Raw genomic sequence first — 13823 nt, forward strand, 5'->3', positions numbered from 1 at the left:
GTGAGAACGGTTGCTCAGACCTGATGCACGAGGGCAACCCATTCACCTTCACTGTGGCGTTCGCGCAGGTGTAGGCCCGCTGCGGCGAGCGCGGACGTGACCTCTGCTTCGCGGGTATTGATAATGCCACTGCTGATCAAGATGCCGCCGGGTTCCAGGTTCGCTGCAAGATCATCTGCAAGCGTGATCAGAACCCGGGCGATCAGGTTGGCGACAATTAATGCAAAGCCAGGCGAGGCCTCGCTGGTCTCAACAGGTTGCACCGGCACCTCCTCACCAAAGTCGCCACTCAGCCAGTGACCCATCCGCCGTCCCGCCCCAAGACTGCCCTCAGCCACCTCAACAACCGTATGAACCCCGTTGTGGGCTACATTTTCAGCGGCAACCTGGACGGCAACAGGATCATTATCAAGCGCAAATACTGGCCGGGCACCGAGTTTGGCTGCGGCAATCGCCAGAATCCCCGAACCGGTACCCAGATCGAGGGTTCGCATCCCCGGTTGCACATACTGCTCGAGGAGGCTCAGGCAAAGGCGCGTTGTCGGATGAAGGCCCGTGCCAAACGCCATGCCAGGGTCGAGGCGCAGAACAACCTCCTCGGGGCGGGCTTCATGTTCTAACCACGAAGGCACAATCACGGTACGCGCACCAATATGCATGACCGTGTAGTGCTCTTTCCACGCATTAGCCCAGTCCTCTTCAGCGAGCGTACGCACCTGGAGTGGGCCAACCGGGCGCATATGACCCAGATACCAGAGGGCCTGCTCGATGCGTTGCCGCACCTCTTCGGACTGTGCATCGAGGGGTAGATAGGTACGCAAAATAGCCGGGCGGCTCGGATCGTAGCGAAATTCCGGCCCCTCGTCGCCTGGTGTCCAGGCTGGTTCAACCACCACCCCGCCATTGTAGCCATAACGAGCCAGCACTTCGGCAACTGACTCGACCGCCTCTTGATCAACCTCAACCGAACACTCCAACCATGCCGTCATACAGGCTACCCTATCTTCCACCGTGTCCCCTGGGGGCCATCTTCGAGTGTAATGCCAAGTTCGGCGAGCCGTATGCGCACATGATCGGCCAGAGCGTACTGCTTCGATATGCGCAACTCGGCCCGCAACTCGATCAGCAACTGAATAAACGGAGCGATATCCTGGTTACGTTCACGTTGCGACGGATCGAGGCGCAGGCCTAGAACCCCACCAAGTTCGCGCAGCGCAGCCTGGGCATCAGCAAATGGTGGGCCACCTACGCCCGTATCACGGGCGCTATTGATCGCCCGTACCAGATCAAAGAGCGAAGCAACTGCCCCTGAGGTATTGAAGTCCTGATCCATCGCCCTGGTGAAGCTTTCACGCGTCGTAGTTACGGCGCTGGCGAGATCCGCCACAGCCTCTCCGGTCTCCACTGAACCTACAGGCGGTTGCAAGGCCGTCAACAAACGTTCGAGTTTACGGGCGTTATCACCTGCAACTGCGGCATTGTAGGTTAGGGGGCTACGATAGGAACTACCGAGCACAATGAGGCGCAGCACATCCGCGTCATACTGATCGAGGAAACTCGCAATCGTCACCACATTGCCGAGTGACTTAGACATCTTCTCGACCTGGCGCGTCACTGGATTGACAAGTTGCAGCATGCCATTATGCACCCAGAAGCGTGCAAACTGCTTATCAGTCAGACTCTCGCTCTGCGCAATTTCATTCTCGTGATGAGGAAAGACGAGATCGCTGCCGCCGCCGTGAAGATCCATTTGCTCACCGAGATGCTTCATGCACATCGCCGAGCATTCGATATGCCAACCCGGGCGGCCTTCGCCCCACGGACTCTGCCATGCCGGTTCACCGGGGCGAGCCGCTTTCCAAAGGGCAAAATCAGCGGGTGACTCTTTGCGTGGATCAACCTCAAAGCGGGTTCCGGTGAACATATCATCAAGCGAGCGCCCCGAGAGTTTGCCGTAATCTTCGTCCTTGTGAACCCGAAAATAGACATCCCCCTCGGCAGGATAGGCATACCCCTTGTCGATCAAGCCCTCGACAAACGCACAGATCTCGGGGATCGTCTGACTAACCCGGGGATAGGCCGTGGCGGGCAACACATTGAGCGCCTGCAACTGGGCGAGGAACTCTTCGGCGAGTTGGGCCGACAGGTGCAACGGATCGACGCCCACCGTCGCGGCGCGGGCAATGATCTTATCGTCCACATCAGTAAAATTGACGATATGGCGCACGGTGTAGCCACGATACTCAAGATAGCGCCGGATCACGTCAAAGACAATGGCCGACATCGCATGACCGATATGGGCTTCGTCATACGGGGTCACCCCACAGACATACATCCGCACGACACCTGGCTCAATTGTCTCCAGCGGTTCGATCTTGCGGGTGAGCGAGTTATAGAGCATGATCGTCATCTTAGATTCCCCCACCCTGACTATATTCGCCATCGGCAACGCCATTGCGATATTCTTCTTCTTCCAGGATACACCAGAGGCTCTCGGGCAACGCATCGTAGGTCAGATGGTGCTCGAGATGATACACGTGGGTCGCCTCTTCGAGATCAGCGAGGCGCATTTCGAGTTCCAAGATCTTGGTGCGGAGACCGCGGAGCATTTCGCCTTCAGGGTCAGGCAAACTCTCGACGCGGCGGGTTTCGCCGGTGGCGGGGTCACGGGTCGCCACGATGCGGGCGGGCACACCAATCGCGGTGGCGTGGGCAGGGACATCCTTCACCACCACAGCGCCCCCACCGACACGGGCGCCTTCACCGACCGTAATGGCCCCGAGCACACTTGCGCCAACGCCAACAACAACCTTATCAGCGAGGGTTGGGTGACGTTTACCCTGCTGTTTACCAGTACCACCAAGGGTAACGCCCTGATAAAGCATCACATCATTGCCAATCTCGGTGGTTTCGCCAATCACAACACCCATCCCATGATCGATGAAAAAACCGCTCCCAATACACGCACCGGGATGGATCTCGATACCTGTAAGAAAGCGTGCATACTGCGAAATCAAGCGTGGTAAAAAAGGGGTTTTGCGCCGCCAGAGGGCGTGGGCCAAGCGGTGCAAGACAATCGCGTGCAGCCCAGGATAGAGCAGCACCTCGGCGAGATTGCGGGCGGCCGGATCATTACGAAAAATCGCACGGATATCATCACGCAAGACGCGCAGCAAAGAATACGTAGCCATTTTCCCTCCCGTTGGGTAAACTTCCGACGAAGACGAGCGACGGAACAGCGCATCAGGGGCACTGTGACATACAGTGCCCCTGGCTACACCAGCACCCAAAACGGAAAGTCAGGCTGAGCGCATCCATGCAAAAAAGGCGCGATAGCATGCTACCGCGCAATGAAGAGGGTGGTGGTAAACCCTGGTGAACAGAGAACCCAGGGCGGTACTGCCACCTACGGGGTCGTGGTATCAGACGAAGTTGTGGTCGCTGCACCACTATCGGTCTTCTCGGTTGTCGCAACCACATCAGCCTTCTCATCAGTCTTTTTGGCAGCATCGGCACCAACCGTGCTGCTACCTGTCCCGCGGCTGTCGTTGATATACCAGCCTGAGCCCTTAAAGACGATCCCGGCAGGCTGGATCACCCGCCGTACCGTACCACTGCTGCCACAGCGACAGACAGTCAGGGGCTCATCTTTGAAGCTCTGAAACTGCTCAAACTGTTTGCCACAAGCATCACAGGCATAGACGTAAGTAGGCATAAGTGAAGTACCTCCATCTGATAGTTTAGTCGAAACCCCACGATCAAGGAGGGCAGAAGCCCTCCTCAACACCACATCGTTGTAGATTTGCTATTTGGTATTGTACCTGAAGTTTTGTTCCTATGCAATTAGAACTCTGTTAGAAATCGTGCTTCGCTGGTGCAAAAGCCAGCTATGCTGGCTTTTGCACCAGCGAAGCACGAGAATTTCCCCTCTTCACAGCCCGCGTATAATAGAAGAGGAAGCAAAGCCGCTACAACCAAAGGATGGTCAGCATGCAGGAGTTTTTCGAGTTTGGCCTGGGTGGGCGCGTTCTCTACAAGGCTGGTCTAGCACACGAGCTCGGCCAGGTTATTGAAGATATGGGAGCAAAACGGGTTTTTGTGGTGGCCGACAAGGGCGTCGTTGCGGCTGGCCTGCTGAGCACTGTGCTTGCCGGGCTTGAAGGCAGTGCCGAGGTAGTCGGCGTGCTTGATGATGTGCCATCGAATTCGTCGGTGCGGGTGGTGATGCAGGGGGCCCAGGCCGTGCGTGAGGCGCAGGCTGATGTGCTGATTGCGATTGGCGGGGGTAGCCCGATTGATACGGCCAAGGGCATGCGCATTGTGGCGACGATGGGGGGGGATATCCTCGATTACGAGGGCTACAATGTGTTGACTGAACGTTTGATGCCGCTCATTGCCGTCCCGACCACAGCCGGTACCGGCAGTGAAGTAACGTCGATTGCCGTTATTCTCAATGAAGATGAACACCGCAAGATCATTTATAGTAGCCGCTTTATCTATCCCGATCTTGCGGTGCTTGATCCCGAGTTGACCCTGACCATGCCGCCTCGTCTGACAGCGGCAACCGGCATGGATGCACTATCGCATGCGATTGAGACCTTTGTTTCGACCGATAATAATCCGTTCAGTGATAGCCTGGCCCTGGCAGCTATTGACTTGATTGCGACCCATCTCCGTGATGCCGTCAATGATGGCACCAATCTCGAAGCACGGGGCCATATGCTGATTGCGGCATGTATGGCGGGCATTGCCTGTTCGAACAGTTTCTTTGGGGTGATCCACGCGATTTCGCACGCTGTCGGGGCCATGTTCCCGGTGCATCATGGAACACTCAATGCGCTCGTTATGCCATATGGCATGCAATTCAACAGCGTGGTCGCACCTGAACGGTATGTGCGGATCGCCCATGCAATGGGGGTGAATGCCGGCGGCCGCAGTGACGAAGAGGTCATCGCTGATGGCATCAACGCCGTGCGAACGCTCGCGGTTGACTGTGGTTTGCCAACCCGTCTGCGTGATGTTGATGTGCCCGAGTCGGCCTTGCCCGAGCTGGCCGGCCTCTCGGTCGTTGAGCCTGCGATTTTCAATAATCCACGTGTCGCGACCGAAGAGGAGTTGCTCGATCTGCTGCGTGAGATGTGGTAAGAGATTCAGTTGCGGTGCAGCGCTGGCGCGCTGCACCGCAACTGAATGAATGTGGCTGCGCTGGCGCAACGGGCTTAAGCTGACCGCGCTTGCGCAAGGATGGTGCCTGGAGCGATCTGGGCCCCAGGGGGGACAGTTACACCCGAGGCAAGAATGGCGCCACGGGTTTTGAGTTGGGTTACGGTGAGCAAGCCACGGGTTTCGACGGTTGGTTGAACCTCTTCAAAGATAGTGGCTGTCAGGGTGGCTTTATCACCAATCACAACATGTTCGTCGAGCCAACTCGCCTGGATGGTAGCACCTTCCCCGACAACAACCCCAGAGGCAAGTGCCGAGGCTTGAACCGTTGCGCCCGCTTTGATGATACAGCCATCACCAATGGCAACGGGACCAATCAGACGTGCCCCAGCTTCGATCACGGCTTTGCCAATATGAACCGCACCCTCAAGCTGTGCTTCAGGGTGCAGGGTTGCCGACGGATCAATGCTGGCCCGGAGGTGCGCCTGGCGCATAACCAGAAACTGGGCCGAGCTCAGGGCTTCCCAGGGGTTGCCAACAGGAACCCAGAAGCCCGTGCAAATATGTGGGCGCACAGGATGCCTGGCGGCGAGCAGGGCAATCAGATCGGTCAATTCCAGTTCGCCGCGTGGTGACGGTGTAATGGTTTCGACTAGCGGGAAGACCACCTGATCAAACTGGTAGATCCCGGGGTTGGCAAGCGCATCAGGCGGTGGATCGGCAGGCTTTTCGAGCATCCCATAAACCTTGCCGTCAACAATCTGGAGGACGCCGAAGGATCGGGCATCAGCCACCCGTAACCCGGCGACCCCATAGCGGCTCTGGCACACCCCGAGCAGATCGGCCTGGGCAACGAGATTATCGCCATACAGCAAAAAAAAGGGCTCATCAACCGGTTGTGCCGCAAGCAAGGCACCTGCCGTGCCGTTGACAACCTCTTGCCGCACATAGCGCAGGGCAATGCCCTGATAGTCTGCGCCAAAGGTCGCTTCGATCTGGTCGGCCCGATAGCCCACCACTAGGGTGACACGGTCAACGAGGCCTACCAGTTCATCAAGAATATGCGTGAGCAGCGGGCGTCCAAGCAGAGGAATCAGCGGCTTGGGGCGCAGCAAGGTAAGCGGTCGTGTACGTTTCGACTCGCCAGCCGCCAGAATGACCGCGTGCCGCGTCGTACAAGCGTGTGTCATCGTATCATGATGAGCCATGCAACCCTCCATCAACTGGATGCGTCATGGCTCAAGGATACCAGAAAAAGAGCCGTGCTTGCGGGCCAATGGTGCGCAAGCACGGCTCTTTTCTGATGATTACGCCGTCAACTGCTGGGTGAGCAAAATAGCCTGAGCGACTTCACGCATGGTTTTGCGGCTATTCATCGCGAGTTGCTGGATCTTGCGAAACGCCTCGCCTTCACTGAGGCCCTGGCGATCCATCAGATACCCCTTGGCGCGCTCGATAAGCTTGCGCGTCTCGATGCGATCACGTAACTGGTGCAATTCACGATAGCGGTTCATCTGTTCCTTCCAACGGGCCGTCGTGACCTCGATCAGGGGCATCAGATCGGTTTCACGAACAGGCTTGGTCAAATAGCCAAGCACACCGGCCTCGCGGGCCTGCATCACCAGTTCACGCGAGCTGTAAGCGGTAAGGAACAAGACCGGGGCGAGCCGTTCATCGTGGATCATACGGGCGGCGGTCAGCCCATCCACAACCGGCATTTTGACATCAAGGATCACAAGATCAGGGCGGAGTTGGCGCGTCAGATTGAACGCACTCTGCCCATCACTAACGTCACCGACGACGAGATAGCCCTGTTCTTGCAGGATCTCACGGAGATTCATGCGAATGAGTGGTTCATCATCAGCAATCAAGATGCGCGTAGTCATAGGCTTTCTCGTTGTAAGCAAAGCAAAAAGCCCATATGAGTGCCGCATTAGACACACAGATGAGCTACATTGCAATTATTATTATATAGTAGCAACAGGATACCACGTTGCGCCCTGCGTTTCCTACGGTACCATTGCACAATGACACAGGGGTAGCACTTGGATCTATTGCTACCCACTACGTGGCGTAACGCCGTGTCCCGCAGTGATATGCCCGATATCAAGGCGTCCACCCTGTTGCTGGAAGCCACCAACAAACGGATTTTCAGCCATAAACATTGGCGTATCAAGATCAACAAACTCAAACCCACCGATACCTGCGGCGAAATGGGCCGACATCGTCATCGCCAGGAGAGACTCGACCATGCCGCCAATCATCAAGCGGAGGCCGGTTACACGGCAGATCGTCGCAATATCAAGCGCCTCGACGACACCGCATTTCATCAACTTGATATTGACGACCTGAGCAGCCCGTTCGTGGGCCAGGCGCAAGACATTCGCCGCACTCGAAGCGGTTTCATCAGCGGCAACCGGGGCACCACACCAGCGGGCCAACTGATTCATCCCTTCCCAATCATCGCCAGGGACAGGTTGCTCGATCAAAACCGGGTGGATCTGCTGGGCATGCAGAGCACCAAGCAGCGCCAACATTTCGTCGGCGCGCATTCCGCCGTTGCCATCGAGCATCAGCGGTGCGTCGGGCGCAACAGCGTGAACAGCAATGAGGCGGCGCAGGTCAAGATCGAGATCACCACCACCAATCTTGACTTTGATCATCCGAATACCGCGATCGAGGATCGCCAGCGCTGCGGTTGATGCGTCTTCGGGACTGCCGGTCGTAATCGTCATATCGGTCTCGAGCACACTGCCTGCGCCACCAAAAAAGACATAGAGCGGCATGCCAACATGCCGGGTCAACGCATCCAAGATGGCTGTTTCGATAGCACAACGCGCACTCCCGTGCTTCATCAACGGCTCACACAGCGCACGCGCCAGGGGGCGCCACTCACGGACATCCGCCCCCTCGATGATGGAACGTACGCTTTCAATAGCAGCCTGGGCACTCGCTTGCGTTTCGCCATTAAATGCAGGGAAAGGTGCGGCTTCACCATACCCAAGCGTACCATCAGCGAGCTCGATCCGTACCAACAGATTGCGGGCGATCTCCTGCGACCCACCGGCAATCCCAAAGGGCATTAACAAGGGGATATCGAGTGGCTCGACGGTCAGGTTGTGGATTGTTGTTGCGCTCATGCTCATCGTTGTTCTAAAAACTGCGTTGCAAGCGCAGATAGATCGTAATGGTTGCCAGCACAATCAGGGCCCCGAGGGCTTGCCAGAACGAGGTGAGGCGTTCACCAAGCAGCAAAGCAGCGAGCACAAGCGTTGCAATGAGCCGCCAGGCCATCGTGCTACTGACAAGCGGCGCACCAAGGTGGCGTAGGGCCGCGATCTGCCCAAGGTTGGAACCGAGCATAACAAAGACGACAAACCCAAAGAAGATAGCCCAATCGGCGACCCCGATCACCGCATACCGGCTCCAATCTTCGCCGATCAGAAGGCTGATCATCCCAGTCGTCAGGGTCAGTACGGTCAATTGTACCAGCATCACCGCTTCACCGGGAATAGCCGACTTGACGGTGCGCGGGATCAAGATCATATAAAATCCCAGGCTGATCGTCGAGACGATAGCCAGGCCAATGCCGATCCAATCACTGGTCGTGAGCGCCAGCGTGAAACCTTGCCCGGCCAAATCACCACTCATCAACAAAAACGAGCCGAGCAGCGAAAAGCCAATCGCCGTCCAGGTGTAGGGGGGCAGGCGATCGCGAAAAAGCAAAAAACTGAGCAGCGCGACGAGCAGCGGCGTCATCAGGGTAATAAGTTGCACATAGACAGCGAGAGTATAGCGTGCCGCCAGGACATTGGTAATCGCTCGCAAGACCACAAAAAAGGCAAACGCCCAGATGGCAGGTTGCAGCAAAAAGCGACCATCCAGACGACGCAACACAAAGGGGGCAAAGACAGCCAGAGCGATCAAGTTGCCGAACGCGAGCAGCGACATACTTGGCAGAAGCGTGACGGTCTGAAGGTAGCGGGCAAGAACAGGATACGCGCCCCAGCCAGTGTGGGCCAGCAGAGCTATGCCCATCCAGATCCAGTCATTGCTGCTATCGTCGCGGGTCGTTGTCGGGACAGGCGTAACAGAAGAGCTCATGATTCCCAGATTTCTATAAAACAGAGGGTTGCAGTGCGCCATTGCAGTGGCGGTATTATAACGCACAGGTACAACAAAGTTTAAAGCCGCGCTCACCACATGGTATAATGTTGGCTCACCGAGTTACAAGCTACATTATCCCTGCACAGGATATGCACGCTTATAAGCATAAGCTTTGACATGTCGTGGTTGATTTTCCGGTGCAGGTTGCCCGATTCTTTGGGCCGTGATGGTTTTGGAAGTTGAAGGAGCGGTTGTGTCTGATACGAAAATTATCTATTCGATGATCCGGGTGAGCAAGTTGCATCCACCCAATAAGGAGGTGCTGAAGAATATCAGTCTCTCGTATTTTTACGGGGCCAAGATCGGAGTTATTGGGGCGAACGGTTCAGGGAAAAGCTCGCTGCTGCGGATTCTCGCCGGGGTCGACAAAGATTTCAATGGCGAGACGGTGCTGGCCCCTGGGTATACGATTGGCTTGCTCGAGCAAGAGCCGCAGCTTGATGGTACCCTGACGGTACGTGATATTGTCGAGCAGGGTATGGCCGAGACGGTCGCTTTGATGCGGCGCTACGACGAAATCGCCGAACAGTTTGCCGATCCCGAAGCTGACTTTGATGCGCTGATTGCCGAGCAGGGCGAGTTGCAAGAAAAGATCGATCATGTTGATGGCTGGAATCTGGAAAGCAAGCTGGAATTGGCGATGGACGCCCTACGCTGCCCGCCAGCCGATACGCCGATCCGGGTGCTCTCGGGTGGGGAACAGCGACGGGTCGCACTCTGTCGTTTGCTTTTGCAGACACCTGATATTCTGCTGCTCGACGAGCCGACCAACCACCTCGATGCCGAGTCAGTCGCATGGCTTGAACGTCACCTGCAAGAGTACAAGGGAACGGTGATTGCGGTGACGCACGACCGTCACTTTCTTAACAATGTGGCGGGCTGGATTCTTGAGCTTGAACGAGGCCACGGTATTCCCTGGCGGGGCAACTATTCAAGCTGGCTGGAACAAAAGCAGCAGCAGGTGGCCGCCAATGAAAAGCAGGCAAGTCAGCGCCAGAAGTCACTGCAACGCGAACTCGACTGGATCAATATGGCCCCCAAGGGTCGTCACGCCAAAAGCAAGGCGCGCATCAGCGCCTATGAGCGGCTGCTTAGTGAGAACCAGGAGCAGCAGGATCGCGAGTTGGAGATTTTTGTGCCCGCTGGCCCCCGCCTCGGCGATGTGGTCATCAAGGCCGAGGGGTTGGCCAAGGGGTACGGTGATCGGCTCCTCTACGACAATCTCAGTTTTGATCTGCCGCCTGGCGGCATCGTTGGCATTATTGGGCCCAACGGCGCCGGCAAGACAACCCTCTTTCGTATGGTTGTCGGCAACGAACAACCTGATAGTGGCACCCTGACGATTGGTTCAACCGTCACCCTGGGTTATGTCGATCAGAGCCGCGATACCCTCAACCCTGACAAAACGGTCTGGGAAGAGATTTCGGAAGGCAACGATCTGATTGTGCTCGGCAATCGCCAAATCAATTCACGGGCCTACTGTGCACGCTTTAACTTCACCGGGAGTGACCAGCAAAAACTGGTTGGCACGCTCTCGGGTGGCGAGCGCAACCGTGTCCATCTTGCGAAGGTGCTCAAGTCGGGGGCGAATGTCTTGCTGCTCGACGAGCCAACCAATGATCTCGATGTGCATACGTTGCGAGCGCTCGAAGAGGGCCTCGAGAACTTTGCCGGCTGTGCCGTGATCATTTCGCACGATCGCTGGTTCCTCGACCGTATTGCGACCCATATTCTCGCCTTCGAGAACGATAGCCAGGCGTTCTGGTTCCCCGGCAGTTATTCTGAATACGAAGCCGACTACCACCGGCGCAAAGGCTCGGCGGCTGATCAACCCCACCGTGTCATCTATAAAAAGCTTGTCCGCTAAAGAAGGATCATACATGAAAAAAGATCAGCTGCGCTGATCTTTTTTCATGTATGATCCATGCGGCGCACGCTGGGTTAACGCATTGTGGCGGCGACCCGTTGGCCCAGTTCCACGGCGAAATTTGTCCCGCGATCCCAGGGATAGACCTGGCTCATGCTAGCCCAGAAGAGACCAGGGAGCGGGGTGCGCAGCGGTGGGATGTTGGCGCTGTGGTTGACCGGCACAATTGGCTGTGCATAGCGCTCACGATGGAGCCAACTGTCACGCACCCAACTAGGCTCGAAAGCCCGGTTGACCAGCTTCAGCGAGGGCAAAAACCGCTCAAGCAACGCCTCACGGCTCAACTGGAAATATTCGTGGTCGGGTTCAAGATAATCACCCAGATAGAGCAGATGGTCGCCTCCGTAATGCTCGGGTGCGATGAAATTGGTATGTTCGACCAGTGCCAGGTAGGGAAACTGATCTTTGGGCATATTCACCCAGTAGAGGCCGTTGGTCAACGGACGTTTGAGGGCCAGGGTGAGAACAACCGCCCCCATCGAGTCGAGCGTATTGAGCTGCGCCAAGTAGGCTTCAGGCAACTGCGGGGCAAGGTGCGTCAGCAGCGCTGGTGATCCCGTCACAAGCAGGCGATCACACGTCTCAGCAGGCAACCCCGCACAGATCACCTCCCAACGGGTGCCAAGCTGGTGGAGCGCCGTAACAGGTGCCCGCAGACGAACCTCGACACCGAGGCTCTGCAGGCGGGCAAGCAGCGCATCGCAAAAGGCTTGAAACCCGCCGGTGAAATAGCCGAGCTTGAAGCTCCGCGAGCGCAAGCGCGCCCAGAGCCAGGCCATATTCACCGTCTGCGCATGGGGGCCAAATTTGCCTTCGAGGAGCGGCAACCAAAGTTGCTCGTAGACATTGCGCCCGGCCCAGCGTGACGTCCAGCGTGCGGCAGTCGTACGCTCGAGGCGTTGCCAGTTGCGCGTGACATACTTCAGATAGAAGGCCACCGCACCAAAGCGCACCCGATCAAGGAAGGGCAAGGCAGGAAACTGCAACACCTGCCGTGGCCCATTGAGGTCATAGCCACGCCCTTGCCACCACTGAGCCGTTACCTGGCTACGAAAAAAGAGACGATCGGCAAAGCCAATCGTCTCGGCAAGTTGAATAATGGCGCGATCCGTCTCAAAAATATGGTGATAGAACCGCTCGAGCGGCCATTGCCAGCGTGGGTCACGAAAACCCGAGGCAAGCCCCCCGACAAGTGGTGCAGCTTCAAAGATGATGACCTGATGACCCGCCTGCGCTAGATCATACGCAGCCGTCATCCCTGCTACCCCGGCCCCAATAATCGCAATCTTCATGGCACAACTCCTGGCGCAACATCCTCACGCTCGCGGTCGCTCCGCTCCTGTTCAGCTTTCAAGCGTGCGGCCTGCTCCATATCACTCCACCCGATACTCTTGCGCAACATATAGACAGCCCCAAGCAGTGTAATCGGCAACCAGAGGGCAATATGCAACACGACAGTATACCCGGTTGCAAGGGCCTGCGTAACACCTGCCTGCATCAAGACGGCAATACCAGGGACGTGAAAGGTGCCAATGTAGCCTGGCGTAGAGGGGATGGTAGTAAAGAGATTCACGACAGCGGTCATCAGCATCAAGACGGCAAACGAGACGGTGAAGGGAAAGGCCTGGAGCACCAGCCAGTAGGTGGACGTCTCGATCAACCAGATGAGCAGTGAGAGCCCGAGCATCGCCACAAGATCACGCGGACTGCGGAGGGATTGCAGGCCAATGACAAAGCGATCAAAGAGACCGTGCAGCTTTGGGCGGAGGCCAGACGGCACCAGATGGTTCACAACGAGGGCATAGCTTTGACTCAAGCGGGCCGGGCGAGCCGCTAGCAACATAAAGATGAGCATAGCAACGCCAAAGAAGAGACTAAAACCCAGGGCAACGGTTTGCAAACCTGCGGGCAAGGGGGCAAAGGGCAGGGTTATGCCGATGAAGAGCAACATCACCAGACCATCAAAGATGCGCTCGATGACGACGGTTGCCAACGAGGCACTCATCGCAACGCCCTCTGTCCGCCGGAGCACATAGCTCCGCAAGACTTCACCGGCCCGTGCGGGATAGACATTATTGCCCATATAGCCAATAACAACCACAGGAAAGAGGCGTCGGGCAGGTATGGGTACCAGATGCGCAAGCATCACTTGCCAGCGCAAGGTACGCAGCCAGACACCCACAAAATAGACCATGACGGCAGGTAGTAACCACCAGTAATTCGCGGTGCGAAGAGTCTGCAAGAACAGCCGCAGGTCAAGCCCACGCAACGCAATCGCGAGAAAGACAACGCTTACTCCCAGGCCAACCCACAACTTCCAACTACGCACCAGATCCTCCCTACCATGACGTAAGCTACTATAGCGCTTCATCATATCCCCGTGCGTGATCCCTGTCAATCTAAGGTATGCGGGTAAGTGTTCACACTTGCCCTGGGAGCGAGGGCGTCCCACCCTCGCTCCCAGGCTTTGCCTATTCCCCCAAGCGTGAACAGATACGTATGCGGGGCAGGTAGGGCGATTGCATCTTCCGTGCATGCACCCCACCAGGGCACCCGCAAGGGGTGC

General features: G+C 56.8%; 12 protein-coding genes. 2 read left to right on the forward strand and 10 right to left on the reverse strand.

Going from position 1 to position 13823, the window contains the following annotated elements; all coding sequences use genetic code 11:
* Positions 1-14: 14 nt before the first annotated feature.
* The 4 genes from EYB53_RS15850 to EYB53_RS15865 form a co-directional block, all read right to left on the reverse strand.
* Complete coding sequence (locus tag EYB53_RS15850) at positions 15-989, reverse strand: 50S ribosomal protein L11 methyltransferase (RefSeq protein WP_135479403.1); 975 nt, start codon at positions 987-989, stop codon at positions 15-17.
* 5 nt (positions 990-994) lie between these two features.
* A complete protein-coding gene (gene cysS / locus EYB53_RS15855; protein ID WP_135479404.1) occupies positions 995-2410 on the reverse strand; it encodes a cysteine--tRNA ligase in 1416 nt (471 codons plus the stop codon).
* Position 2411: 1 nt separating this feature from the next.
* Positions 2412-3191: a serine O-acetyltransferase EpsC gene (gene epsC / locus EYB53_RS15860; RefSeq protein WP_135479405.1), complete on the reverse strand. Its 780-nt coding sequence runs from the start codon at positions 3189-3191 to the stop codon at positions 2412-2414.
* 215 nt (positions 3192-3406) lie between these two features.
* Entirely contained in the window at positions 3407-3715 is a 309-nt protein-coding gene (locus EYB53_RS15865) for an FmdB family zinc ribbon protein (protein WP_135479406.1), read from the reverse strand.
* Between the two features lie 275 nt (positions 3716-3990).
* On the opposite strand from EYB53_RS15865, the gene EYB53_RS15870 reads away from it, so the two are divergent.
* Positions 3991-5145, forward strand: a complete 1155-nt coding sequence (locus EYB53_RS15870; RefSeq protein ID WP_135479407.1) for an iron-containing alcohol dehydrogenase — start codon at positions 3991-3993, stop codon at positions 5143-5145.
* A gap of 74 nt (positions 5146-5219) precedes the next feature.
* On the opposite strand, the gene EYB53_RS15875 is transcribed toward EYB53_RS15870, so the two are convergent.
* The 4 genes from EYB53_RS15875 to EYB53_RS15890 form a co-directional block, all read right to left on the reverse strand.
* On the reverse strand, positions 5220-6371 hold the full coding sequence (locus EYB53_RS15875) for a sugar phosphate nucleotidyltransferase (RefSeq protein WP_254151098.1): 1152 nt from the start codon (positions 6369-6371) through the stop codon (positions 5220-5222).
* Positions 6372-6470: 99 nt separating this feature from the next.
* On the reverse strand, positions 6471-7049 hold the full coding sequence (locus EYB53_RS15880) for an ANTAR domain-containing response regulator (protein ID WP_135479408.1): 579 nt from the start codon (positions 7047-7049) through the stop codon (positions 6471-6473).
* A 171-nt stretch (positions 7050-7220) separates the two neighbouring features.
* On the reverse strand, positions 7221-8303 hold the full coding sequence (locus EYB53_RS15885) for a dipeptide epimerase (protein ID WP_135479409.1): 1083 nt from the start codon (positions 8301-8303) through the stop codon (positions 7221-7223).
* A 13-nt stretch (positions 8304-8316) separates the two neighbouring features.
* Positions 8317-9267 carry an EamA family transporter gene (locus EYB53_RS15890; RefSeq protein ID WP_254151099.1) on the reverse strand — a complete coding sequence of 317 codons (951 nt, stop codon included), beginning with the start codon at positions 9265-9267 and terminating at the stop codon, positions 8317-8319.
* 256 nt (positions 9268-9523) lie between these two features.
* Between EYB53_RS15890 and ettA the strand changes: the two genes are divergently transcribed.
* Entirely contained in the window at positions 9524-11197 is a 1674-nt protein-coding gene (gene ettA / locus EYB53_RS15895; protein ID WP_135479410.1) for an energy-dependent translational throttle protein EttA, read from the forward strand.
* 74 nt (positions 11198-11271) lie between these two features.
* On the opposite strand, the gene EYB53_RS15900 is transcribed toward ettA, so the two are convergent.
* Positions 11272-12549 (reverse strand): NAD(P)/FAD-dependent oxidoreductase, encoded by a 1278-nt coding sequence (locus EYB53_RS15900; RefSeq protein ID WP_135479411.1) that lies wholly within the window; start codon positions 12547-12549, stop codon positions 11272-11274.
* Entirely contained in the window at positions 12546-13631 is a 1086-nt protein-coding gene (locus EYB53_RS15905) for a lysylphosphatidylglycerol synthase transmembrane domain-containing protein (protein WP_254151100.1), read from the reverse strand. Before EYB53_RS15905 ends, EYB53_RS15900 begins: the two co-directional genes overlap by 4 nt.
* Between the last annotated feature and the right edge of the window lie 192 nt (positions 13632-13823).

Origin of the sequence: Candidatus Chloroploca mongolica (assembly GCF_004762035.2) — a bacterium.
Classification (GTDB): domain Bacteria; phylum Chloroflexota; class Chloroflexia; order Chloroflexales; family Chloroflexaceae; genus Chloroploca; species Chloroploca mongolica.